Raw genomic sequence first — 22,947 nt, forward strand, 5'->3', positions numbered from 1 at the left:
GCGCCATAATCGGCCGATGCTCATACGCCCTGCCACCTCGGCGGATCTGCCCCTGCTCCAGGACATCGAGGTCGCGGCGGGCGAGCCGTTCCGCACGGTCGGGATGGCGCTCGTCGCCGACGACACTCCCCCGTCGCTCCATGTGCTGGAGCGCTACCGCGCCGACGGCCTGCTCTGGGTGACGGACGACGGCAGCGGCGCGCCCGTCGCCTATGTGATCCACGAGGAGGTCGACGGCACGGGGCATGTGGAGCAGGTCACGGTCCACCCGGCGGCGGCACACCGCAGGATCGGCAGCGCCCTCATCGACCATGTCGGACGGCTCGCGAAGGACGCGGGGCTGCCCGCGCTCACCCTCACGACGTTCGCCGAGGTCCCGTGGAACGCGCCGTACTACACGCGGCTCGGCTTCCGCACCCTCGGCGAGGACGAACTCACCGAGGGCCTGCGGGAGATCAGGCGCGCCGAGGCACAACAGGGCCTGGACGCCTGGCCGCGGGTCTGTATGCGCCGCGAACTGTGAGCCGGGGCGGGGGCCGGGGCCGGGGCCGCCGATTCGGCGCTCAGGCGCGGGGGGCGACCGTCGCCATCGCGCGGTCGACGGCCTCGGCGAAGGGGCCGTGCGCACCGGAAGCGAGCCAGGAGTGCTGCGCCGTCGCCCACCACCCCGGAAATGTCGCGTCGAGCTTCGGCACCAAGTCCGAGAGCCGGCTGATGAAGTTCATCACCATCGACCCTGTCACCCGTGGCATGTTGATCTCTCCGGAGAAGGGCGCGGACCAGTTGGTCTGGTTCGCCGAGAGCCACCCCGGCACCGACTGGGAGCCGGGGCGCTACTACGAGCAGCGCGAACCCGCCAAGCGGCTCAACCCTCAACCCGCAGACGCGGGACGCCGATCTGGCCCGTCAGCTCTGGGAGCGCTCCGCGGAGTTGCTGGCCTGAACGCCGAAACGCTCGCGCAGTTCGACCTTTCTGACCTTGCCGCTCACCGTCATCGGGAAGGCGTCCACGATCTCCACCCGGCGCGGGATCTTGTAGTGCGCGAGCCGGTCGCGGCAGTACGCGGCGATGTCGTCCAGCGTGGGCGGGTCGGCCGGGTCGCGCGGGATGACGCAGGCCAGGATCTCCTCGCCGTACTTCGGATCGGCGACACCGACGACCTGTACGTCGGCGACCTGGGGGTGGGTGTAGAGGAACTCCTCGATCTCCCGCGGATAGACGTTCTCCCCACCCCTGATGATCATGTCCTTGATCCGGCCCACGATCTGCGCGTAGCCGTCCTCCCTGATCACCGCGAGATCGCCGGTGTGCATCCAGCGTCCCGCGTCGATGACCTCGGCCGTGCGCTCGGGCTCGTCCCAGTAGCCCAGCATCACGCTGTAGCCCCGGGTGCACAGCTCGCCCGACTCGCCGCGCGGCAGGGTCACTCCGGTCACCGGGTCGATCACCTTGACCTCGATGTGCGGCAGGGCCCGGCCCGCTGTGCCGGTGCGCCGCTCCAGGTCGTCGTCGCGGCGGGTCTGGGTGGAGACGGGTGAGGTCTCCGTCATGCCGTAGCAGATCGAGACCTCCGCCATGTTCATCTCGGCGACGACCCGCTTCATCACCTCGACCGGGCAGGGCGAGCCCGCCATGATGCCGGTGCGCAGCGACGACAGGTCGTACGCCGCGAACCCGGGGAGGTTCAACTCGGCGATGAACATGGTCGGTACGCCGTACAGGGACGTGCAGTGCTCCGCCTCGACGGCGCGCAGCGTCGTTTCGGCGTCGAAGGCTCCGGCCGGGATGACGATGCACGCGCCGTGCGAGGTGGCGGCGAGATTGCCCATGACCATGCCGAAGCAGTGGTAGAAGGGGACCGGCAGGCAGATCCGGTCCTGCTCGGTGTAGCCGACCGTCTCCCCCACGAAATAGCCGTTGTTGAGGATGTTGTGGTGGGAGAGGGTGGCGCCCTTGGGGAAACCGGTGGTGCCTGAGGTGTACTGGATATTGATCGCGTCGTCGCAGGACAGCTCGGCCTCGCGCGCCCTCAGTTGGTCCCCGCTGACGCCGCCGGCCGCGTCGTGGAGTGCGTGCCAGCTCGGGTCGCCGATGTAGTGGACGGCGCGCAGGGCCGGGCAGTTGGCCCGCACCTGCTCCACCATCGCCCGGTAGTCGCTGGTGCGGTGGGCGGTGGACGCGATCAGCAGGGAGATCCCGGACTGCTTGAGCACGAACTCCAACTCGTAGGCGCGGTAGGCCGGGTTGATGTTGACCATGATGGCGCCGACCCGGGCAGTCGCGTACTGCACGAGCACCCACTCGGGGCAGTTGACCGCCCAGATGCCGACCCGGTCGCCCTTCGCGATGCCGCTGCCGAGCAGGGCGCGCGCCAGTTCGTCGACGGCCGCCCCGAACTCCCCGTACGTCCAGCGCCGTCCGGACGGTACGTCGACCAGGGCCTCGCGGTCGGGGAACGCCTCGATCGCCCGGTCGAGATTGGCGCCGATGGTGTCGCCGAGCAGCGGGGTGTCCCCCGTACCGTGGGTGTACGACGCGGCCGTGGCCGGTGTGCTCATCGCAGGTCTCCCTCGTCGTATTCGGCGTCCGAACCGTTGGCGGTCAGCTCGCGCAGCTCGATGCGGCGGATCTTCCCCGAGACGGTCTTGGGCAGCGGTGCGAACTCCAGCCGGCGCAGCCGCTTGTACGGCGCGAGGACGGCGCGGGAGTGCTCGAAGATCACCTTGGCCGTGTCGGGCCCCGGCTCCCAGCCTTCGGCGAGGACGATGTACGCCTTCGGCACGGCGAGCCGCAGCGGGTCGGGGGCGGGCACGACGGCGGCCTCGGCCACCGCCTCGTGCTCCAACAGGGCGCTCTCCAGCTCGAAGGGCGAGATCTTGTAGTCACTGGCCTTGAACACGTCGTCACTTCGGCCGATGTAGGTGATGTAGCCGTCGGCGTCGCGCGAGCCGATGTCGCCTGTCCGGTAGTAGCCGCCCGCCATCGCCTCGGCCGTACGCTCCGGGTCGCCGTGGTAGCCGGTCATCAACCCGACCGGAAGCGTGGACAGGTCGAGCGAGATCTCCCCCTCGTCCACCCCCGCCTCGCCCGTCACCGGGTCGACCAGCACCACCCGGTAGCCGGGGGTCGGCCGGCCCATGGAGCCCGCCTTGACCAACTGCCCCGGTGAGTTGGCGACCTGCACGGCCGTCTCCGTCTGGCCGAACCCGTCCCGGATGGTCAGACCCCACTCGCGCCGTACGGTCTCGATCACCTCGGGGTTGAGCGGTTCGCCGGCCGCGACGACCTCGCGCGGCCGGGTGCGGAGCTGCGACAGGTCGGCCTGGATCAGCATCCGCCACACGGTGGGCGGGGCGCAGAAGCTGGTGACCCCGGCGCCGTCCATCTCCGCCATCAGCCGCGCCGGGTCGAAGCGGGTGTAGTTGTGGATGAAGACGGTCGCCTCGGCGTTCCACGGCCCGAAGAGATTCGACCAGGCGTGCTTGGCCCATCCGGGTGAGGCAATGTTGAGATGCACGTCGCCCGGCTTGAGGCCGATCCAGTACATCGTGGCCAGATGGCCGATCGGGTACGAGACGTGGGTGTGCTCGACCAGCTTCGGCCGCGCGGTGGTGCCCGAGGTGAAATACAGCATCAGCGGATCGTCCGCACGGGTGACCCCGTCGGGCTCGAACGTCTCGGACTCGGCGTACGCCTGCTGGTACGGCAGCCAGCCGCCGGTCTGCGCGTCGCGCCCGGCCCCGACCACGACGCGGGTGAAGTCGCCGGGCACGGAGTCGAACTTCGCGGTGTCGTCGGCCCTGACGATCACATGGCGGGCCCGGCCGCGCTCGACGCGGTCGCGCAGGTCGACGGGGCCGAGCAGCGGGGTCGCCGGGATGACGACGGCCCGCAGCTTCATCGCGGCCAGCGCGGTCTCCCACAGCTCGACCTGGTTGCCGAGCATGACGATGATCCGGTCCCCCGCCCGCACCCCTTGCGCGCGCAGCCAGTTGGCCGCCTGGTTGGAGCGCGCCGCCATCTCGGCGAAGGTGACCCGGGTGCGGGCACCGTCCTCCTCGACGATGTGCAGGGCGAGCCGGTCGTTGCCTTCGGCGATGCGGTCGAACCAGTCCAGCGCCCAGTTGAACCGCTCGGGCCTGGGCCACTCGAACCCCGCGTAGGCCGTCGCGTAGTCCTCGCGGTGCGCCAGGAGGAAGTCCCGGGCGGCCCTGAACTGCTCGGTCGGGCCGGTCGGGCTGGATTCCGTCATGTGTCCTCCTCATTGCGGGGCCGTGCACTGCCACTGTGTAATCGTGACGCAGGTCTCACCACCCCCGAACGGGGGTGGCCCGGCGGGGCGAGAGGAACGAGCGGCGTGGCCGAAGCGGTGGAGGCGGTGGAGATGCGCGCTGCGCTGCTGCGGCTGCGCCGTACGACGGGGCTGCCGGTCGCCTTCGGCGGGCTGCTGCACGACCCGGGCCAGGTCAGACTCGCCGAGCTGACCGGAGCGGCGACGAGCGCCCTGCGCGGCCTGCTGATCTCCTCGGGCAACGGCCTCGGCGGCAAGTCGATCGCGCTGCGCCGCCCGTTCGCCGTGACCGACTACCACGAGGCGCGCCACATCAGCCACGAGTACGACGCGGCGGTCGCCGCCGAGGGCCTGCGCTCGGTGCTGGCCGTGCCGGTGGTCGTACGGCGCAAGGTGCGCGGGGTGCTGTACGGGGCGCTGCGCACGGCGCTGCCGATAGGCGACCGCACCTTCGACGCGGCTGTCGCCGCCGCGCGGGACGTGGAGCAGTCCCTTGCGGTACGCGACGAGGTGCAGCGGCTGCTGTCCCTGACCCGCGAACCGGCGGCCGGTACGGCGGCCTGGGAGCAGGTACGCGCGGCCCACAGCGAACTGCGCGCCCTGGCCCCCCGCGTCCCCGACACCCGGCTGCGCGACGAACTCCTCGCGGTCTGCGGCCGGTTGGCGGGCGCGACAGCGCCGGACGGCCCCCCGATGCCGATCGGCCTGGCCCCCCGCGAACTGGACGTCCTGAGCTGCGTCTCGGCAGGCGCGACGAACGCGTCGGCAGCCGAACTGCTCGGCCTGCGCCCCGAGACGGTGAAGGGCTACCTCCGCTCGGCCATGCGCAAACTGGGCGCCCACACCCGCCTCGAAGCGGTCGTGTCAGCCCGCAGGGCGGGGCTCCTGCCCTGAGCGGGTCCGCAGGTCAGGACGGGGCGGCGACAGGGGGGCGTCAAGATCTGGGGGGTGGTGATCAAGGGGTCGTCATGGGCCCGCCGGACGCGTCCCCGGCGGGCATAGCTTCCTGGTGTCAGGCAGTGACCTACTCCTCCGGAGGACACCATGGAGCGCATTTCCGACGACGAAGCCGCGGACCCCGACCCGGCCGATCTGCCGTGCGGTGCGGGCATGCTCTACGTACCCGTGCGGCGCGGTCCCTCGGGGGACTGCCAGTTGCGTTTCGCGCGTACCCCGCTCGGGGCGCGGACCGCTGTCGGGTTCACCCGCAGGGGGCGGCTGGCTGCCGTCTTCGGTGAGCGGCAGGCCTGGATCCTGCTCTCCGAGCCGGCGCTGCGCGCGCTCGGCGCGCCGCTCGGGGCGATGGTGGTGACGGTCGACCCGCAGCTCACCGCCGTCCCGTCCGCTCCTCCCTCACCGGTCGGCCGGCGTCCCGCGCCGGTCATGACCTGCGCGCGCCGGACCATGGGCCCGCTGGACGTCCCGGAGGCGATGGCCGTATGACCACCGAACCGCGGCCGCTGCTGCGTATCGACGAGCTGAGTACGGCGACGGTGTGGCCCACGTCCGCCGTGCTGGCCCCCGGCGGTGACATCGCCGTGGCGGGCGTGTCCCTGGCCGAGCTGGCCGAGCGGTACGGCACACCGGCGTACGTACTGGACGAGGGCGAGGTCAGATCCCGGGCGCGGGCCTGGCGTGCCGCGCTGCCGCAGGCCGATGTCGTCTACGCGGCCAAGGCGTTCCTGTGCCGCGCCGTGGTCGACTGGGTCGAGCAGGAGGGCCTCGGGCTCGATGTCTGCTCCGCCGGTGAACTGGAGCTGGCCGCCACCCGCGGCTTCCCGCCGGAGCACATCGTGCTGCACGGCAACGCGAAGTCGCCGGAGGACCTGCGGACGGCGCTGCGGCTCGGCGTCGGCCGGATCGTCATCGACTCGGACAACGAGATCGCACGGCTCGCCGCCCAGGTCGCCGGGCCCGACCCGCAGCAGGTGATGGTGCGGGTGGTGCCCGGTGTGGCGGCGGGTGCGCATCGCAAGGTGCGTACGGGGGTGGTGGGCCAGAAGTTCGGCCTGTCGATCGCCGACGGCGACGCGCTGGACGCCGTCGGCCGGATCCTCGGCCAGCACCGGCTCCAACTGGTCGGGCTGCACTGCCACTTGGGCTCGCAGATCACCCAAGCCGAGCCGTTCGCCGAGGCCGTGCGGCGGGTGGTCGCCTTCATGGCGCTGATCCGGGAGCGGTTCGGGGTGACCCTGCCCGAGCTGGACATGGGCGGCGGTTTCGCCGTGGCGTATCTGCCGGGCGACCCGGCGCCCGCGCCGTCGGTGTACGGGCGGCTGATCACCGAAACGCTGGCGGACGCCTGCGCCGAGCACGAGCTACCGGTGCCGCGGCTGACCGTCGAGCCGGGCCGTTCGATCATGGCACCGGCCGGGATCGCCCTCTACCGCGTGCTGTCGGTCAAACACACCGGCGGCCGGGCCTTCGTCGCCGTCGACGGCGGGATGAGCGACAACCCGCGCCCCGCGCTGTACGGCGCGCGCTACACCGTCCGCAGGGTGGGCCGGGCGTCGGACGCGCCGATGCGGACGGCGACGGTCGTCGGGCGGCACTGCGAGGCGGGCGACGTGCTCGCCGAGTCGGTGGAGCTGCCCGAGGACGTCAGAGCGGGTGACGTACTGGCCGTACCGGCGTCGGGCGCCTACCAGGTGTCGATGGCGTCCGGCTACAACATGACGGGCCGCCCGCCGGTGGTCGCGGTGTCGGAGGGCAGGTCACGGCTGCTGGTCCGGCGGGAGAGCTTCGACGACCTGCGGATGCGGGACGTCGGGCTGTGAGGTGACGATCCGTCAGAGCACGCGTGCGGTCAGGCGCCGGTGAAGTTCGCGTAGCGGACTCCACCGGCCGCGCCCGCGTACATGGTGGTGAGCAGCCGCTTGCCCTCCTCCGTCACCTCGGCGAGCTGTCGGCGGCCGATGGCGGCGAAGAGTTCGACGGTGAGGGGCGCGCCGCCGCCTTCCGGCGGCTGCCAGACGCCCGCGAGGAAGCCGTCCACGAGGAGCGTGCGGTATCCGGTGTTCCCCCGCCAGGCGCGGCCCCGATAGGCCGGCGGGACGATCCGGCCGCGCTCGGCGTACGAGAGCAGCACGTTGTCGAACTCCGGCAGGAAGCGCGGCGGCGCCGGGGTGCCGGGGTCGGGCCTCGGCGCTTCGGGCAGGTCGAAGAGTTCGCCGCCGTTCTCGTCCCGGAACGTGCGCAGCCGGGGCCGTAGCCGCTCGAAGACGGCCCGCAGCCGGGTCAGCCCCGCCCAGGTCTGCATGTCCTTCACGGAGGCGGGTCCGAAGGCCGCGAGATAGCGCAGAACGGTCCCGTCGGGGGCGGGCGCTGGCTCGGCGGGCCTGCCGAACCAGTGTTCCGCCGTGGTGAGGGTGACCTGGGCGCTGGTCTCCCACAGTCCGCGCGGGGTGGTCTGCACGAGCGGCAGCAGGCAGCGGGCTGCGGCGGTCAGCGCCTGCGGATCGGCGTCCGGCCACCGCTTCAGCAGTGCCTCGCGCAACTCCTTGACCGGGCGCGGCTGTTCCTCGACGAACGCGCGGCTGTACGCGGCCAGCCGGTCGAGGTCGACGCCGGTCAGCCCCTTGCGGAAGAGCCCCAGTTCGCGGTCGCGGGCGGGCTGGACGAGCGGGCGCAGGGTGAGGCAGTCGTCGGCGGTGTGCGTATGGATCGTGGAGCGCATGGTCACCAGCCGGGCCACGGCGCGGGAGGCCATCAGCCCGGACAGGTCCTCGGGGACGAACCCCGCCAGCCGGGCCGCGAGTTGGAAGTACGGCGGTTTCACGTTCTGCGCCTGCAGCCCCAGCAGATGCGCGACGGCGTCCTCGGCCGGCCTCGTGTCGCGGCGCAGGAGCATCTGCCGCTCCAGGGTCGCCCGGTTGAGGGCGTGCACCCCGAGCACGGGGTCGGTCGTCTTCGAGGCCATGCCCGAAACCGTACCGAGCCTTGCGGACACCTTCGGTCCGCGACACCGGCCGGCGAGGAGCCGGTCTACCGGGACGCAGCCGCGAGGACGACGGACGTCATGATGATGCCGTCCCGCACCGCCCAGCGCCCGGTGAACCCCTTGAGCGTGCCGTGGCCCGGCAGTTCGGGTCCCGGCACCAGCAGCCGCGCCGTGAAGCCGCCGCTCGCCGCACCCGCCGCACCCGCCGCACCCGCCGCACCGGACGCGCCCGTCGCTTCGATGTCGAACTCCGCCTCGGTGAAGTCCAGCCAGCTTCCGGTGATCGGGTACCACGCCTTGTACACGGACTCCTTGGCGCTGAACAGCAGCCGGTCCCAGTGGACTTCGGGCCGGGTGCGGGACAGCTTCCCGATACGGGCCGGCTCGTCCCCCACCGTGATGGTCTCCAGCACGCCGTCGGGGATCCGGGCGTGCGGTTCGGCGTCGATGCCGAGGGTGACGATGTCGCTCTTCCTGGCGACGGCGGCGGCGCGGAAGCCGTCGCAGTGGGTCATGCTGCCGACCGTCCCGGCCGGCCAGCCCGGCGCGCCGCGCTGGTCCCGCAGGATGGGCGCGCGCTCCACGCCCAGTTGGGCGAGCGCGCTGCGCGCGCAGTGCCGGGCGGTGCCGAACTCGCGCACCCGCTTGGGCACGGCCTTCTCCACCAGCGCCGCCTCTTCGGGGAAGAGGTCGGGCTCGGCGACGTCGTCCGTCCTGGCCACGGACGCCACGGTCGGCGGCAGTATCTCGCCGATCATGACGTGGACCCCGGCACGGGCAGGATCTGGCGCAGCGCGGGATCGGGGTGCCGCTGGCGCTGCCATTCGCGGGGGTAGCCGACGGAGACCTCCTCGAACCGCACCCCGTCCTCGTAGGTGGTGCGCGGGATGTGCAGATGGCCGTAGACGACCGCCTTGGCCTCGAAGCGCACATGCCAGTCGGCCGTGGCTTCCGTGCCGCACCACAGCGCGAACTCGGGATAGGTGAGGACGCGGGTGGGGTGGCGGGTCAGCGGCCAGTGGTTGACCAGAATCGTCGGCATACCGGGTGTTCTGTCTTCGAGCCGCTTCTCGGTGATCCTGACCCGCTCGGCGCTCCAGGCCTCACGGCTCTGATACGGGTCGGGGTGGAGCACCATCTCGTCCGTGCAGACCACGCCCGACTCGTGCGCGACGGCCAGCGCCTGCTCCTTGGTCGTGGTGCCGGCCGGGCGGAACGTGTAGTCGTAGAGGACGAAGAGGGGCGCCACGGTGACAGGACCGCCGGGGCCCCGCCAGACGGGGTACGGGTCTTCGGGCGTCGACACGCCCAACTCCCGGCAGAGCGCCACCAGATGCTGGTAGCGGGCGTCGCCGCGCAGTTGCACCGGGTCCTGCTTGTGCGTCCACAGCTCGTGGTTGCCCGGCGTCCACACCACTTTCGCGAACCGGCCGGCGAGGGTGCGCAGCGCCCATTCGACGTCCGCGACCTTCTCCGCGGTGTCGCCCGCGACGATGAGCCAGTCGTCCGGGGACTGCGGGCGCAGCGATTCGACGATGTCGCGGTTCTCGGTGTACGCGACGTGGAGGTCACTGATCGCGAAGAGTTTCGGCGTCTGGTCAGAGGCGTCGGAGGCGCTGGGCACAGTCACACGCGCCAGGCTATCGCGGCGGCTTCCGGTGCTGCGAGGGCGCGTGCCCCTGCGGGCCCGCAGGTGGCCGTCGCAAGCAGGCGCCTTGTACACGGTCGGCTCCGCGGGCCTGTGGGTGAACAGGCCCCCGGAACCGGCCGTTTCGGCGCTTTCGCGCTCAGTACTGCGCGGGCGGCGGTGCCGGGGCCGCCCGGCGGCGTGAGGGGCGGGCCAGGGTGTAGCCGGCGATGGCGGCGAGCGCGCCGAGCACGCCGCCGCCGACCGTCCACAGCCAGCGGTCGGACCAGCGGCCCGACGACCAGCCGTCCTCGGGCGCCGTCGCCGCTCCGTCGTCGGCGACGCCGGGCGTCAGCGGTGCGGCGAGCTTGCCGCCGACGGCGTGCGCGCCGCCTTCGCCGGACGTCCGCACCCCGATCGACGCCTTCATCGGCAGCCCGAGGTCCTGCTCCTGCGCGTTGATCGCGGTCAGCCGGATGTAATAGCTGCCCGGCAGCGGGTCGTTGGACCACGGCTCGGCCCAGGCCCGTACGGTGCGCAGCGTGCAGCGCAGTTCGACCGTGCCCGCGTCTCCCGCGACGGCCCGGGTCTGCGCGCCGTAGACGCACGGCTGGCGGCGGCGCAGTCCGTCGTACACGTCGACCTGCCAGGTGGAACTCGACTTCCTGGCCGAGGAGTCGGGGAAGGTGACCTCGGCGGTCACGGTGGCCCGCTGCCCCACGTCGACGGGGAACATCCAGTACAGGTAGTCGCCGGTCGACGCGTCGGCCGTGGGCCGCTGCCCCGGCCGGAAGGCCGTCGCCGTACGGAACGACGTGCCGGCCTCGGTCGGCGCAGCCGAGCCGTCGTCGCCCGAACCGTCGTCGGTGGTGGCGGCGGTGTCGGACGGGCTCGGGCTGTCGGCCGCGGCGGGTCCTGCGGCGCCGGCGAACACCGCGCCCGCCAAAGCACCCGTGAGCAGAACGCTCGTGAACACACCTGTGGTACGCATCAGTTGCTCCTCCAGACAGCGACACGCCAGCGGGAGATCCAGCCCCACAGCAGTCCGGCGACCAGTCCGGTGAGGGTCAGCAGACCGAGCAGCCACCAGCCCCGGCCGAGACCGAAGGAGGCGACGTCGGAGGGGTCGTCGGGCGAGTCCACCAGGGCGACGGTCAGCTCGACCGGCAGTCCCGGGGTGGTCTGCACCGAGTCGGGCGCCGAGAAGGCGTTGCCGACCTCAAGGCAGACCGCCTCGGCGGGCGGTGGGGTGCCGTCGTCGTCCTCGTCGACGGGCGGCTTCGGGTAGCGCAGACCGGCGGAGATCACATCGGTGCGCCCCGCGCCCGCCTCCGAGCCGCGCACGATCTCCCTGCCGTGCAGCGTCACGGCCCGCAGCAGTACGCCGTAGTCGAGGTCGACCGCGCGGTCGGCGGAGACGCTCACCGAGGCGCGCAGCTCCTGTCCCGGCCGGACGTCGACGCGGTACCAGCGGTGTTCGGAGAACCGCTCGCGGTCGCTGTAGAGACCGGGCTTGAGTTCGGGGGCCTGCGCGCAGCGCGCCGCGCCCTCGGTGGCCACGGGCGTGACCACGGGATCGGCGGCCCGGTCGACCAACTGGGTCACCCGGCCGGACAGTTCGTCGGTGTGCCGTACGGAGGTGTAGGTGCCGCCGGTGGCCTCGGCGATGCAGGTGAGCTGCTTGCGCGTCTTGTCGTCGGGGACGAGGCCGAGCGTGTCGATGACGAGGTGGATGCCCTTGGCCGCGATGTCGCGGGCCACCTCGCAGGGGTCGAGCGGCGCGCAGGTGTCCTCGCCGTCGGTGATCAGGACGATACGGCGGGTGGCCTCGCCGCCTTCGAGGTCGTCGGCCGCACGCAGCAGCGCGGGGCCGATGGGCGTCCAGCCGGTGGGGGCGAGGGTGGCGACGGCGGTCTTCGCCTCGGTGCGGTCCAGCGGGCCGACCTTGTAGAGCTGCTCGGTGTCCTTGCAGCCCACCTTGGTGTCCTTGCCCGGGTAGTTGGCCCCGAGGGTGCGGATCCCCAGCTCCACCCCCTGCGGTACCGCGTCCAGGACTTCGTTGAACGCCTGCTTGGCCGCCGTCATCCGGGTCTGGCCGTCGATGTCGCGGGTCCGCATCGAACCGCTGACGTCCAGCACGAGATCGACCTTGGGTGCGGGCTGCGCCGCGGGTTCGTCGTCGGCTGCCGCGGTGGAGGGCGCGAGGAGCCCGAAGGACAGAGCGGCCAGCAGACCGCACGCGGCGACCGCCGACCGTTTACTTATGATCATCGCCGGATGATATGGAGAAGCGGCCACCGGGACCAAATGCGTTCTGACGGCCCGTCATATCAGTTCCGGACTTGTCGGGACGAGCGGATCGGGCCACTGTGGTGGGCGCGTTCGCCCCGTCCACCACGATCCCCCGTCCACCACGATCCCCCCTCCACCACTCTCCACCCGTCACACCCCCACCCGTCACACCCCCCACACGCAGAGGTGACCGGCATGAGCAGGAGCACAGGACAGGACGCACAACCACCCGGCGGCCCCGGCAGGCGCCGGGTGCTCGGCGTGTTCGCCGCGGCGGCGGCGCTGGCCGCCGTACCGGCGGCGGCGGAGGCGAACACCGCGCCGCTGAGCCGGAGTCCACTGCCCGCAGGACCGCGCGCCGCCGGCCGGCCGCTGTACCTCGGGACGTACACCTCCCAGCAGGGCGGCGGAACGGGCGTCGGCCTCGCGACCTACGACGGGACGACCGGCGCCGTCACGGCGGGCGGCACGCTCACCGGCGTCGCCAACCCCTCGTATCTGGCGGTCCATCCGGACGGTACGACGCTCTACGCGGTCGACGAACAGCAGGACGGCGCGGTGACCGCGATCACCCTGCCCGCCGACGGCGGCAGCCCCTCGGTGCTGGGCAGCAGGAGCGCGGGCGGTGCGGGGCCGACCCATCTGTCGGTCCATCCGAGCGGCCGGTGGCTGCTGAGCGCCGCCTACACGTCGGGCAGTGTGGCCGTGCACCCGATCGACACGACGGGCGCGCTGGGCGAGGCGACGGACGTGGTCCAGCACTCGGCCCCCGCACCGGGCCCAGGACAGGACGGGCCGCACGCCCACCAGATCGTCACCAGCCCGGACGGCGGCCATGTCCTCGCCGTCGACCTGGGCAACGACACCGTCTACACGTACCGCCTCGACGAGTCGGCCGGCACCCTCAGCCAGGTCTCGTACGCGACGCTGCGGCCTGGCGCGGGCCCCCGGCACCTCACCTTCCACCCGTCGGGCGCGTACGCCTATCTGGCCAACGAACTCGACAACACCGTGGTCGTCTGCGGCTACGACCCGCAGAGCGGTGAACTCACCCCGGGGGAACCGCAGTCCACCGGGGCGGGCGGCGCGGGCAGCAGCTTCCCCGCCGAACTGCTGGTCACGGCCGACGGCGCCTTCGCCTATCTCGCCAACCGGGGCCACAACAGCCTGACCCGGTACGCGGTCGAGGCGGACGGCGCCGAACTGCGGCTGCTGGACACCGTGCCGGTCGGCGGCGACTACCCCCGGCAGATCGCCTTCTCGCCCGACGGCGGGCTGCTGTTCGCCGCGAACCAGAACTCCGGCACGGTGACGGTCTTCCACGTCGACCTCGCGAGCGGCGAACTCAGCCCCGCCGGGGACCCGTTCCCCTCGCCGGTGGCGGTCTGCGCACTGCCGCTGTAGCGGGTTGCCGTACATACCACTGTGCGCCACGGGCCGGCCGGCCCGTGGCGCACAGTGGTATGTCGTGACAGTGTCAGTGTGAGTACGAGTGTGCGTTCCCGTCAGTCCGTCGCGCCGTCTCGCCGTCGGATGTCTCAGTGGTGGTGCTTCGGCGCCCAGTGCTTCGAGGCGACCACGTGGTGGTGGTTGTCGCGCAGGGTCGCCGTGTCGTCGTTGTCCCAGATGTAGAAGCGGCTGCCCTGGTAGAGGTCGCGCGCCGTGTCGCGGCCGACGCCGGTGTGCACCCGCAGCGACTGCTTGGCGGCCAGCCGGACGTTCTTGAAGTGGTAGACGTGCCGGCTGTCCTTGGCCAGCGTGTAGCCGTTGAGGTTCACTGCGCGCTTGCCGGTGTTCTTGACCGTGACCCACTCCGCGTTGAGGCTCCGGTTGGACCGGTCGTCGCGTCCGGGGCTGTCGTACTGGACCTCGCCCAGGGTGACGGTCGAGTGCGGCGCCGGCGCGCCGTGACCGTGGCCGTGGCCGTGCCCGTGGTCGGCGGCGACGGCGGGGAGGACGGCACCGGCCGCCAGCGCGGCCGAGCCCAGGATGACCGCTGCGGTGCGGGATACGGAGTTGGACATGTGAACCTCCTGCGTACGGCGCCCGTCCCTGGGTGCCGCTGGTACCTGTGCCCGGTCGGTCGCCGGGCGCTTTCACACTGTGGCGGTCCGGCGGCCGACGGTGAAGAAAATGCGGTTACGGGTTACAAAACACGGACATTTGCACACCCTCGTCACGCCAGGCGCGTACGCCCCGGCGCTCACCGCACGCCACACGACACCCCCTGCAACGACCCGGGTGGCACAAGGCCGACATATGCATGAGAGCGCTCCCAGTGGTTGGATGGCGAGAGTGCTCGCGGCAGTCCGTTCCCCCACACACCGGACGGCGTACAGATGCAGACCGGAGGTCGCAGAGATGGTGGCGAAGGGACGTACGGGTCAGCCGACCCTGGAAGAGGTCGCGGCGCTCGCCGGAGTCGGCCGGGGCACCGTCTCCCGCGTCATCAACAACTCGCCGCGGGTCAAGGACAGCACCAGGGTCCTGGTCGAGCAGGCGATCAGCGAGCTGGGCTACGTACCGAACCGGGCGGCCAGGGCGCTGGCGGGCAGCAGGACCGACGCGGTCGCGCTGGTCATCCCGGAGAACGAGAAGCGGTTCTTCGCCGAGCCGTACTTCTCCGACATCGTGCACGGCGTGGCCGACGGGTTCGCCGACACCGACATGCAGTTGCTGCTCACCTTCCTGCGCACCGAGAGCGAGCGGAAGCGGTTCCTGCAGTACGCGGGCGCCCGCCGCGTGGACGGCGTCCTGCTGGTCTCCGTGCACGGCAGCGACCCGCTGCCCGACCTGCTCGCCCAGATCGGTCTGCCGACGGTGCTCGGCGGCCGGCGCTCCGCCGCCGAGCCCGTGGCGTACGTGGACGCCGACAACGCGGGCGGCGCCCGCTCGGCCGTGGCCCATCTGGCCGGCTCGGGGCGGCGCGCCATCGCTACGGTCACCGGACCGCCGGACATGTACGTGGCGCAGTCCCGGCTGCGCGGGTACGAGGAGGCGGTGCGCGACGTCTCGGGCTCGGCGCCCGACCCGTCGTGGATCGCGAACGGCGACTTCACCGAGGAGGGCGGCCGGCGTGCGACGGCGGAGCTGCTGGAGCGCCACCCGGAGCTGGACGCGGTGTTCGCGGCCTCCGACGTGATGGCGGCCGGCGCCCTGCACACGCTGCGCGCCGCCGGCCGCCGGATCCCCGAGGACGTGGCGGTGGTGGGATTCGACGACTCCCCCATCGCCCGCCACACCGACCCGCGGCTGACCTCGGTACGCCAGCCGGTGGAGGAGATGGGGCGCACGATGGCGCGGGTGCTGCTGACGGCGCTCGGTGCGCCGGAGGCGGCGCGCGAGCACGTGGTGCTGCCGACGGAGCTGGTGCAGCGGGCGTCGGGCTGAGCCCGCAGGACACAGAGAACGTCGCCGCCCTTGACAGCGGCGAGGCGTGGGAGAAGTCTTTCGGGAGCGCTCCCAAAACCGCGAGAGGGCCTGTCTCCCGTCCACGCCACCCCGCACGGACTGCCGCTCCGGTTCCGGGTGCGCCGCTGCCTCACCGGTCGTACGGGCAGGTAGCCGCGCCGTTCCGTGCCGCGCCCGTGGGGGGTCGCGGCCCGGGACGGCGCACCTGACCGCGGTCCCGCCCGATCGGCGGTCGTCACCGATCCGGCGGTCCCACCCGAGCGGCAGTTGTGCCCGATCGGCGGTCCCACCCGAGCGGCAATCGTGACCGAGCGGCAGTTGTGACCGGCTCAGGCGACCGAGCCGATGCGCCTGCCGGGGCCCCGGCGGGATCCGTCGTGGTGGATCGGCGTGTGCGCCCCGGTCAGCGAGACTCCCGTACCGCCGCGCCGGCACGCGACGATCTCGGCGGCGATCGACAGCGCGGTCTCCTCGGGCGTACGCGCCCCCAGGTCGAGGCCGATCGGCGAGTGCAGCCCGGCCAGTTCGCGCTCGGTCAGACCGACCTCGCGCAGCCGCCGGTTGCGGTCCTCGTGGGTGCGGCGCGAACCCATCGCGCCGACGAAGGCGACGGGGAGCCGGAGCGCCACCTCCAGGAGCGGTACGTCGAACTTGGCGTCGTGCGTGAGCACGCACAGCACCGTCCGACCGTCGGTCTCCGTCGACTCCAGGTAGCGGTGCGGCCAGTCGACGACGATCTCGTCGGCGTCCGGGAAACGCTCGCGGGTGGCGAAGACGGGGCGCGCGTCGCACACCGTCACCCGGTATCCGAGGAACGTGCCGACCCGCACCAGCGCCGCAGCGAAATCTATGGCGCCGAAGACGATCATGCGCGGGGGCGGGACGCTGGACTCGACCAGCAGGGTGACAGGGCGGCCGCACCGCGAGCCGCCCGCGCCGATCACCACGGTGCCGGTCCGGCCGGCGTCCAGCATCGCGCGCGCCTCGCCCACCGCCGTACGGTCCAGCGCCGGGTGGCCGCCGAGTCCGCCCTCGTACGAGCCGTCCGGCCGTACCAGCAGGGCCTGTTCGCGCAGGTCGTCCGGGCCTTCCGTGATGCGGGCGAGCGCCGCCGCCCCGCCGCCCGCCGCGGTGGCGAGGGCGGCGGCGAACACATCGCGGCGTGCGGTGCCCGCGCGCACCGGTGTGACGAGGATGTCGATGACACCGCCGCAGGTCAGTCCCACGGCGAAGGCGTCCTCGTCGCTGTAGCCGAAGCGTTCCAGGACCACGGAGCCGTCGGCGAGCACCTGTTGGCACAGCTCGTACACCGCACCCTCCACGCAGCCGCCCGAGACCGAACCGATCGCGGTGCCCTCGCTGTCGACGGCGAGCGCGGCACCCGGCTGGCGGGGCGCGCTGCCGCCGACGGCCACGACGGTGGCGACGGCGAAGTCCCGGCCCTGCCCGACCCACCGGTTCAGCTCTTCGGCGATGTCCAGCATGACGGTCTCCTCAAGGGTCCGGCGGCCAAGTGGCGTGCATGGATAGCGGGTTGATGTGGGTGACGGCGGGTCAGGAGACGCCCAGCCACGCCTCGATCGGGTGCAGCGCGTAGAAGACGAGGAAGACCGCGGTGAGCCCCCACATGAAGGCCCCGATCTCCCGCGCCCTGCCCTGGGCGATCTTGATGGCGACATAGGCGATGACGCCTGCGGCCACGCCGGCGGTGATGGAGTACGTGAACGGCATCAGCACCACGGTGAGGAACACCGGTATGGCGACCGACCGGTCGCTCCAGTCCACATGCCTGGCGTTCTGCATCATCATCGCGCCGATGACGACCAGCGCCGCGGCGGCGACCTCGCCCGGCACGATCTGGGTGATCGGTGTGAAGAACAGGCAGGCGGCGAAGAACAGGCCGGTGATGACGGCGGAGAAGCCGGTACGCGCCCCCTCGCCGACACCGGTCGCCGACTCGACGAAGACGGTCTGGCCCGAGCCGCCGACCACACCGCCGACCGCACCGCCCGCGCCGTCGATGAACAGTGCCTTGGAAAGCCCCGGCATCCGCCCGTCGGCATCGGCCAGCTTGGCCTCCGTGCCGACCCCGATGATGGTGGCCATCGCGTCGAAGAAGCCGGCCAGCACGAGGGTGAAGACGATCATGCCGACCGTCATGGCGCCGACCTGGCCCCAGCCGCCGAACTCGACCTTCCCGAACAGCGAGAAGTCCGGCATCGAGACCGCGCCGCCCTTCAGCTCGGGCGGGCCGCTGCCCCACGCCTTGGGGCTGATGTCGCCGACGGCGTTGAGCACGACGGCGATGACCGTGCCGATCACGATGCCGATGAGGATCGCGCCGGGCACGTTGCGCGCCTGGAGCATGAAGATCAGCAGCAGGGTGACGCAGAAGATCAGCACGGGCCAGCCGGCGAGCTGTCCCGCCGGGCCGAGGGTGACGGGCCCGCCGCCGGTGGAGGCGTGCACGAAGCCCGCCTTCACCAGGCCGATCAGGGCGACGAACATCCCGATGCCCATGGTGATCGCGTGTTTCAGCGCGAGCGGGATCGCGTTCATGATCATCTCGCGTAGCCCGGTGACCACCAGCAGCATGATCACCACGCCGTACATCACGCACATGCCCATGGCCTGCGGCCAGGTCATCACGGGCACGACCTGGCTGGACAGCACACCGGACACGGACAGCCCCGCGGCGAGCGCCAAGGGCACCTTGCCGACGAAGCCCATGAGCAGGGTGGTGAGGGCGGCGGCGAAGGCCGTCGCCGTGATGAGCGCGGAGCGGCTGAGGCTGTCGCCCGCCGCGTCCTTGCCCGACAGGATCAGCGGGTTGAGCAGCAGGATGTACGCCATCGCCATGAAGGTCGTGACGCCGCCGCGCAGTTCGCGCGAGACGGTCGACCCTCGGTGCGTTATGTGGAAATACCGGTCGAGCCACGAGCGGCCCGCCGGGGGACGTGAGCCTGAGCCGGCGTCCTCGGCTGTGGTCTTCGGCTCTGTCGACGACTGGGTCATGGTGCCTACTCCCAAGGTTCACAGGGGCACCCGCGTGGTACTGGGATTGCGGGATTTGGGATGGTGCGTGGGCTGCACGACCCGGGGGACGGCCCGAGGCGAACTGGGTACGGCGGGAACGCCGTTGGCTGGTTACGTACCGGTGAGATGCTCGGGACGTACCGGCGTCCGGTTGAGTTCGAGCCCTGTCGCGTTCCTGATGGCCGCGAGGACAGCGGGAGTTGACGACAGGGTGGGTGCCTCGCCGATGCCGCGCAGCCCGTAGGGGGCGTGGTCGTCGGCGAGTTCGAGCACATCGACGGGGATGGTCGGTGTGTCGAGAATGGTGGGGATCAGATAGTCGGTGAAGGACGGGTTGCGCACCTTCGCGGTCTTGGGGTCGACGATGATCTCCTCCATGACCGCGACGCCGAGCCCCTGGGTGGTACCACCCTGGATCTGGCCGACCACGGACAGCGGGTTGAGTGCCTTGCCGACGTCCTGCGCGCAGGCCAGTTCGATGACCTTCACCAGGCCGAGTTCCGTGTCGACCTCGACGACGGCGCGGTGCGCGGCGAACGAGTACTGGACGTGGCCGTTGCCCTGCCCGGTGCGGAGGTCGAACGCCGCGGTCGGCCGGTGGCCCCACTCCAGCTCCAGGTCGACCGCCTCGTCGCCGAGTACGTCCACCAGGCCGGCCAGCACCTCGCCGCCGTCGGTGACGACCTTGCCGCTTTCGAGCAGCAACTCGGCGGTGGCCCAGGCCGGATGGTAGCTGCCGAGCTTGCGGCGGCCCATCTCCAGGACCTGTTCGCGCACGTGCTCGCAGGTGTTCTTCACCGCGCCGCCGGTGACGTACGTCTGCCGTGACGCGGATGTGGAGCCGGCCGAACCGACCTGGGTGTCGGCGGGGTTGATGGTGACCTGGGTGACGCCCAGCTCGCTGCGGGCGATCTGCGCGTGCACGGTCACCCCTCCCTGGCCGACCTCGGCCATGGCCGTGTGCACGACGGCGACCGGCTCGCCGTTGATGACTTCGAGCCGCACCCGCGCGGTGGAGTAGTCGTCGAAGCCCTCGGAGAAGCCGACGTTCTTGAGGCCGACCGCGTAGCCGATGCCCCGTACCACCCCTTCGCCGTGGGTGGTGTTGGAAAGCCCGCCGGGCAGCGCCCGCACGTCGGCGGCCTCACCGGCGGTGAGCCACTGCTGCTCGGGCGGCAGCGGCCTGGCCTTGACGCGGCGCAGCAGTTCGGCGACGGGCGCCGGTGAGTCGACGCGCTGTCCCGTCGGCAGCAGTGTGCCTTGCTCCATGGCGTTGAGCTGGCGGAACTCGACCGGGCCCAGGCCCAGTTGCTTGGCCAGCTTGTCCATCTGCGCCTCGTAGGCGAAGCACGCCTGCACGGCGCCGAACCCGCGCATGGCGCCGCAGGGCGGGTTGTTGGTGTAGAGGGCGATGGCCTCGATGTCGACGTCCTCGATGACGTACGGACCGACCGAGAGCGACGAGGCGTTGCCGACGACGGCGGGGGACGCGGAGGCGTAGGCGCCGCCGTCGAGGACGATGCGGCACTTCATGTGGGTGAGCTTGCCGTCGCGGGTGGCGCCGTGCTCGTACCAGAGCTTCGCCGGATGCCGGTGGACATGCCCGAAGAACGACTCGAACCGGTTGTAGACGATCTTGACCGGCTTGCCGGTGCGCAGCGCCAGCAGGCAGGCGTGGATCTGCATCGAGAGGTCTTCACGGCCGCCGAAGGCGCCGCCGACACCGGACAGGGTCATCCGGACCTTGTCCTCGGGCAGGCCGAGCACGGGCGCGATCTGCCGCAGGTCGGAGTGGAGCCACTGGGTCGCCACGTACAGGTCGACGCCGCCGTCCTCGCCGGGCACGGCCATACCGGACTCGGGGCCGAGGAACGCCTGGTCCTGCATGCCGAAGACGTACTCCCCCGACACGATCACATCGGCGCGCTTGGCGGCCTCGTCGGCGTTACCGCGTACGACGGGCTGCCGGTGCACGATGTTCGGGTGCGGGACATGGCCGATGTGGTGGTCGTCCCGGCCCTCGTGGATCAGCAGCGCGCCGGGCGCCGTCGCGGACGCCTCGTCGGTGATGACGGGCAGTTCGGCGTAGTCGATCACGATCTTCGCAGCGGCCCGGCGCGCGGTCTCCGGGTGGTCGGCTGCGATGATCGCGACCGGCTCGCCGTGGTGGCGCACCTTGCCGTGCGCGAGGACGGGGGTGTCCTGGATCTCCAGGCCGTAGTTCTTCACGTCGGTGGGCAGGTCGTCGTACGTGAGGATGGCGTAGACACCCGGCATGGCGAGGGCTTCGGCGGTGTCGATGGACCGGATCTCGGCGTGCGCGACGGTGGAGCGCAGGGTGTGGCCCCAGAGCATGTCCTCGTGCCACAGGTCGGACGAGTACGCGAACTCACCGGTGACCTTGAGGGTGCCGTCGGGGCGGAGGGTGGACTCGCCGATGCCGCCCTTGGTCTGGGAGCCCTGGGTGAGGCTGGTGGGGGTTCCTGTGGTGGGACGGGTGGCGCGGGCGGCGCCGGTGGCGCGGGGCGCCGGTGTGGGGGCTTCGGTCGTCATCGGGTCTTGGGTCGTCATCGGTTCGTGGTTCGTCATCGGACCGCCTCTTCCTGCCGGGCGGCGGCGAGGCGCACCGCGTCGAGGATCTTCTCGTAACCGGTGCAGCGGCAGAGGTTGCCGGACAGCGCCTCGCGGATGTCCGCGTCCGTGGGCGAGGGGGTCCGCTCCAGCATCTCGTCGGCCGCGACGAGCAGGCCGGGGGTGCAGAAGCCGCACTGCACGGCGCCGGCGTCGATGAACGCCTGCTGGATGGGGGACAGCGCGCCGCCCTCGCCGGTCTGCGAGTCGGTGCCCTGCGCCGGCGGGCGGGCCTGCCACTGCTGGGCGCGCTGGATGTCGGTGCCGGCGGGGGCGCCGTGGGAGTCGTGGGCGCCGTGGGAGTCGTGGGAGTCCTCGCCCCTGCGGCCCTCGGCGCGCTGCTCGGCGTAGTCGGCCAGGCCCTCGACCGTGATCACCTCGCGGCCCTCGACCTGGCCGGCGGCCACGAGGCAGGAGCAGACCGGGACGCCGTCGAGCCGTACCGTACAGCTACCGCACTCCCCCTGCTCGCACGCGTTCTTGGAGCCCGGCAGGCCCATGCGCTCGCGCAGGACGTACAGCAGGCTCTCGCCCTCCCAGACGTCGTCGGCCTCGTGCTTGCGTCCGTTGACGGTGAAGTTCACGCGCATGGTTATGCAGCTCCTTCCAACGTGCGGCCGGTGCCGCGGTACTGCTCCCAGGTCCAGCCGAGCTGGCGGCGAGCCATGATCCCGACGGCGTGCCTGCGGTAGGCGGCGGTGCCGCGCACGTCGTCGATGGGGTTGCAGGCGGCCGACACCAGCGTGGCGAACTGCTTGGCGATCGACGGGGTGATGATCTTGCCGCTGTCCCAGAAGCCGCCCTCTTCGAGCGCCGCGTTCAGGAACTCCTCCGCCGTCGCGGCCCGTACGGGGGTCGGCGCGGCGGAGCCGATGCCGGTCCTGACCGTGCGGGTACGGGGGTGCAGCGCGAGCCCGAAGGCGCAGACGGCGATCACCATCGCGTTGCGGGTGCCGACCTTCGAGTACTGCTGCGGGCCTTCGGCCTTCTTGATGTGCACCCACTTGATCAGCTCGTCGGCTTCGAGAGCGTTGCGCTTGACGCCGGTGTAGAACGCGTCGATCGGGATGCGCCGGGCGCCGCGTACGGACTCGACCTCGACCTCGGCGCCCGCGGCGAGCAGGGCCGGGTGCGCGTCCCCTGCGGGGGACGCGGTGCCGAGGTTGCCGCCGACGCCGCCGCGGTTGCGGATCTGGGGGGAAGCGACGGTGTGGGAGGCGAGCGCGAGACCCGGCAGCTCGGTCCTGAGCCGCTCCATGATGTGGGTGTACGGGACGGAGGCGCCGAGCTGGACGCTCTCGGCGCCGACGGCCCACTCGCGCAACTCGCCGATGCGGTTCAGGTCCAGCAGGTACTCCGGCCGCCGGTGGTCGAAATTGATCTCGACCATGACGTCCGTGCCACCCGCGATGGGCACAGCGGTGGGGTGCTCGGCCTTGGCGGCGAGCGCCTCCTCCCAACTGGCGGGACGAAGGAAGTCCATCAGTGGCTCTTTCATTCGTGATCGGTCGTGATCGGTCGTGCGCTGAGGCGATCGGTCGTGCGCTGAAGCCCGGAGACGGCCGGAGATTCGACAGGTTATTCATGAGCTGTTAACGCTGTGTGGCCCCAGTACACCGGGCCGTGCTCCGTCCGAGGCAGTCACCGAAACCATGAAGGAGTTGGCTGGGCGGGTTCGCGGTCTTGTAGATTCGAACAAAAGACGAGGCGGACGGTGC

The 22,947-nt window shown here is 71.7% G+C and carries 20 protein-coding genes; 6 read left to right on the top strand and 14 right to left on the bottom strand.

The genetic code is table 11. The annotated features are described in order from the left end of the window. The first annotated feature begins 16 nt into the window (after positions 1 to 16). Positions 17 to 523, top strand: coding sequence for a GNAT family N-acetyltransferase (locus tag ACZ63I_RS11610; protein ID WP_469337714.1), 507 nt, complete (start codon positions 17 to 19; stop codon positions 521 to 523). A 40-nt stretch (positions 524 to 563) separates the two neighbouring features. Here ACZ63I_RS11610 and ACZ63I_RS11615 read toward each other — a convergent pair whose 3' ends face one another. From ACZ63I_RS11615 to ACZ63I_RS11625, 3 genes are all read right to left on the bottom strand, one after another. Beyond that, a complete protein-coding gene (locus ACZ63I_RS11615; RefSeq protein WP_469337716.1) occupies positions 564 to 752 on the bottom strand; it encodes a hypothetical protein in 189 nt (62 codons plus the stop codon). Between the two features lie 154 nt (positions 753 to 906). Next, positions 907 to 2,559 carry an AMP-binding protein gene (locus tag ACZ63I_RS11620; protein WP_469337718.1) on the bottom strand — a complete coding sequence of 551 codons (1,653 nt, stop codon included), beginning with the start codon at positions 2,557 to 2,559 and terminating at the stop codon, positions 907 to 909. Continuing rightward, positions 2,556 to 4,253, bottom strand: a complete 1,698-nt coding sequence (locus ACZ63I_RS11625; RefSeq protein ID WP_469337720.1) for an AMP-binding protein — start codon at positions 4,251 to 4,253, stop codon at positions 2,556 to 2,558. Before ACZ63I_RS11625 ends, ACZ63I_RS11620 begins: the two co-directional genes overlap by 4 nt. A 105-nt stretch (positions 4,254 to 4,358) precedes the next feature. Between ACZ63I_RS11625 and ACZ63I_RS11630 the strand changes: the two genes are divergently transcribed. From ACZ63I_RS11630 to lysA, 3 genes are all read left to right on the top strand, one after another. Next, complete coding sequence (locus ACZ63I_RS11630) at positions 4,359 to 5,186, top strand: helix-turn-helix transcriptional regulator (protein ID WP_469337722.1); 828 nt, start codon at positions 4,359 to 4,361, stop codon at positions 5,184 to 5,186. A 150-nt stretch (positions 5,187 to 5,336) separates the two neighbouring features. Further along, positions 5,337 to 5,735 (top strand): SAV_915 family protein, encoded by a 399-nt coding sequence (locus ACZ63I_RS11635; protein WP_469337724.1) that lies wholly within the window; start codon positions 5,337 to 5,339, stop codon positions 5,733 to 5,735. Continuing rightward, on the top strand, positions 5,732 to 7,069 hold the full coding sequence (gene lysA / locus ACZ63I_RS11640) for a diaminopimelate decarboxylase (protein ID WP_469337725.1): 1,338 nt from the start codon (positions 5,732 to 5,734) through the stop codon (positions 7,067 to 7,069). Before ACZ63I_RS11635 ends, lysA begins: the two co-directional genes overlap by 4 nt. A gap of 29 nt (positions 7,070 to 7,098) precedes the next feature. Here lysA and ACZ63I_RS11645 read toward each other — a convergent pair whose 3' ends face one another. The 5 genes from ACZ63I_RS11645 to ACZ63I_RS11665 all read right to left on the bottom strand — a co-directional run bounded on the left by ACZ63I_RS11645 (position 7,099) and on the right by ACZ63I_RS11665 (position 12,130). Beyond that, complete coding sequence (locus ACZ63I_RS11645) at positions 7,099 to 8,211, bottom strand: winged helix DNA-binding domain-containing protein (protein ID WP_469337727.1); 1,113 nt, start codon at positions 8,209 to 8,211, stop codon at positions 7,099 to 7,101. A gap of 65 nt (positions 8,212 to 8,276) precedes the next feature. Further along, complete coding sequence (locus ACZ63I_RS11650; protein WP_469337729.1) at positions 8,277 to 8,990, bottom strand: 4'-phosphopantetheinyl transferase family protein; 714 nt, start codon at positions 8,988 to 8,990, stop codon at positions 8,277 to 8,279. Continuing rightward, positions 8,987 to 9,862, bottom strand: a complete 876-nt coding sequence (locus tag ACZ63I_RS11655) for a metallophosphoesterase family protein (RefSeq protein WP_469337731.1) — start codon at positions 9,860 to 9,862, stop codon at positions 8,987 to 8,989. The genes ACZ63I_RS11650 and ACZ63I_RS11655 overlap by 4 nt, the downstream gene beginning before the upstream one ends. A gap of 157 nt (positions 9,863 to 10,019) precedes the next feature. Next, a complete protein-coding gene (locus ACZ63I_RS11660) occupies positions 10,020 to 10,850 on the bottom strand; it encodes a hypothetical protein (RefSeq protein ID WP_469337732.1) in 831 nt (276 codons plus the stop codon). Continuing rightward, positions 10,850 to 12,130 carry a VWA domain-containing protein gene (locus tag ACZ63I_RS11665; RefSeq protein ID WP_469337734.1) on the bottom strand — a complete coding sequence of 427 codons (1,281 nt, stop codon included), beginning with the start codon at positions 12,128 to 12,130 and terminating at the stop codon, positions 10,850 to 10,852. Before ACZ63I_RS11665 ends, ACZ63I_RS11660 begins: the two co-directional genes overlap by 1 nt. A 216-nt stretch (positions 12,131 to 12,346) precedes the next feature. On the opposite strand from ACZ63I_RS11665, the gene ACZ63I_RS11670 reads away from it, so the two are divergent. Continuing rightward, positions 12,347 to 13,555 (top strand): lactonase family protein, encoded by a 1,209-nt coding sequence (locus ACZ63I_RS11670; RefSeq protein WP_469337736.1) that lies wholly within the window; start codon positions 12,347 to 12,349, stop codon positions 13,553 to 13,555. Positions 13,556 to 13,689: 134 nt separating this feature from the next. Here the strand turns inward: ACZ63I_RS11670 and ACZ63I_RS11675 are convergent, their stop codons facing one another. Next, on the bottom strand, positions 13,690 to 14,175 hold the full coding sequence (locus tag ACZ63I_RS11675) for a lamin tail domain-containing protein (RefSeq protein ID WP_469337738.1): 486 nt from the start codon (positions 14,173 to 14,175) through the stop codon (positions 13,690 to 13,692). 337 nt (positions 14,176 to 14,512) lie between these two features. Between ACZ63I_RS11675 and ACZ63I_RS11680 the strand changes: the two genes are divergently transcribed. Continuing rightward, the gene (locus tag ACZ63I_RS11680) at positions 14,513 to 15,541 is read left to right on the top strand and encodes a LacI family DNA-binding transcriptional regulator (protein ID WP_469337739.1); all 1,029 of its coding nucleotides are present in this window, start codon (positions 14,513 to 14,515) and stop codon (positions 15,539 to 15,541) included. Positions 15,542 to 15,891: 350 nt separating this feature from the next. Here the strand turns inward: ACZ63I_RS11680 and ACZ63I_RS11685 are convergent, their stop codons facing one another. The 5 genes from ACZ63I_RS11685 to ACZ63I_RS11705 form a co-directional block, all read right to left on the bottom strand. Continuing rightward, entirely contained in the window at positions 15,892 to 17,046 is a 1,155-nt protein-coding gene (locus ACZ63I_RS11685) for an XdhC family protein (RefSeq protein ID WP_469337741.1), read from the bottom strand. A 70-nt stretch (positions 17,047 to 17,116) separates the two neighbouring features. Further along, entirely contained in the window at positions 17,117 to 18,577 is a 1,461-nt protein-coding gene (locus tag ACZ63I_RS11690) for an NCS2 family permease (protein ID WP_469337743.1), read from the bottom strand. A gap of 132 nt (positions 18,578 to 18,709) precedes the next feature. Continuing rightward, entirely contained in the window at positions 18,710 to 21,151 is a 2,442-nt protein-coding gene (locus ACZ63I_RS11695; RefSeq protein WP_469338348.1) for a xanthine dehydrogenase family protein molybdopterin-binding subunit, read from the bottom strand. Between the two features lie 32 nt (positions 21,152 to 21,183). Then, positions 21,184 to 21,819, bottom strand: coding sequence for a (2Fe-2S)-binding protein (locus tag ACZ63I_RS11700; protein ID WP_469337745.1), 636 nt, complete (start codon positions 21,817 to 21,819; stop codon positions 21,184 to 21,186). A 2-nt stretch (positions 21,820 to 21,821) separates the two neighbouring features. Further along, a complete protein-coding gene (locus ACZ63I_RS11705) occupies positions 21,822 to 22,712 on the bottom strand; it encodes an FAD binding domain-containing protein (RefSeq protein WP_469337746.1) in 891 nt (296 codons plus the stop codon). Positions 22,713 to 22,947 lie beyond the last annotated feature (235 nt).

The sequence above is a fragment of the Streptomyces sp. NPDC087906 genome, from assembly GCF_055584925.1.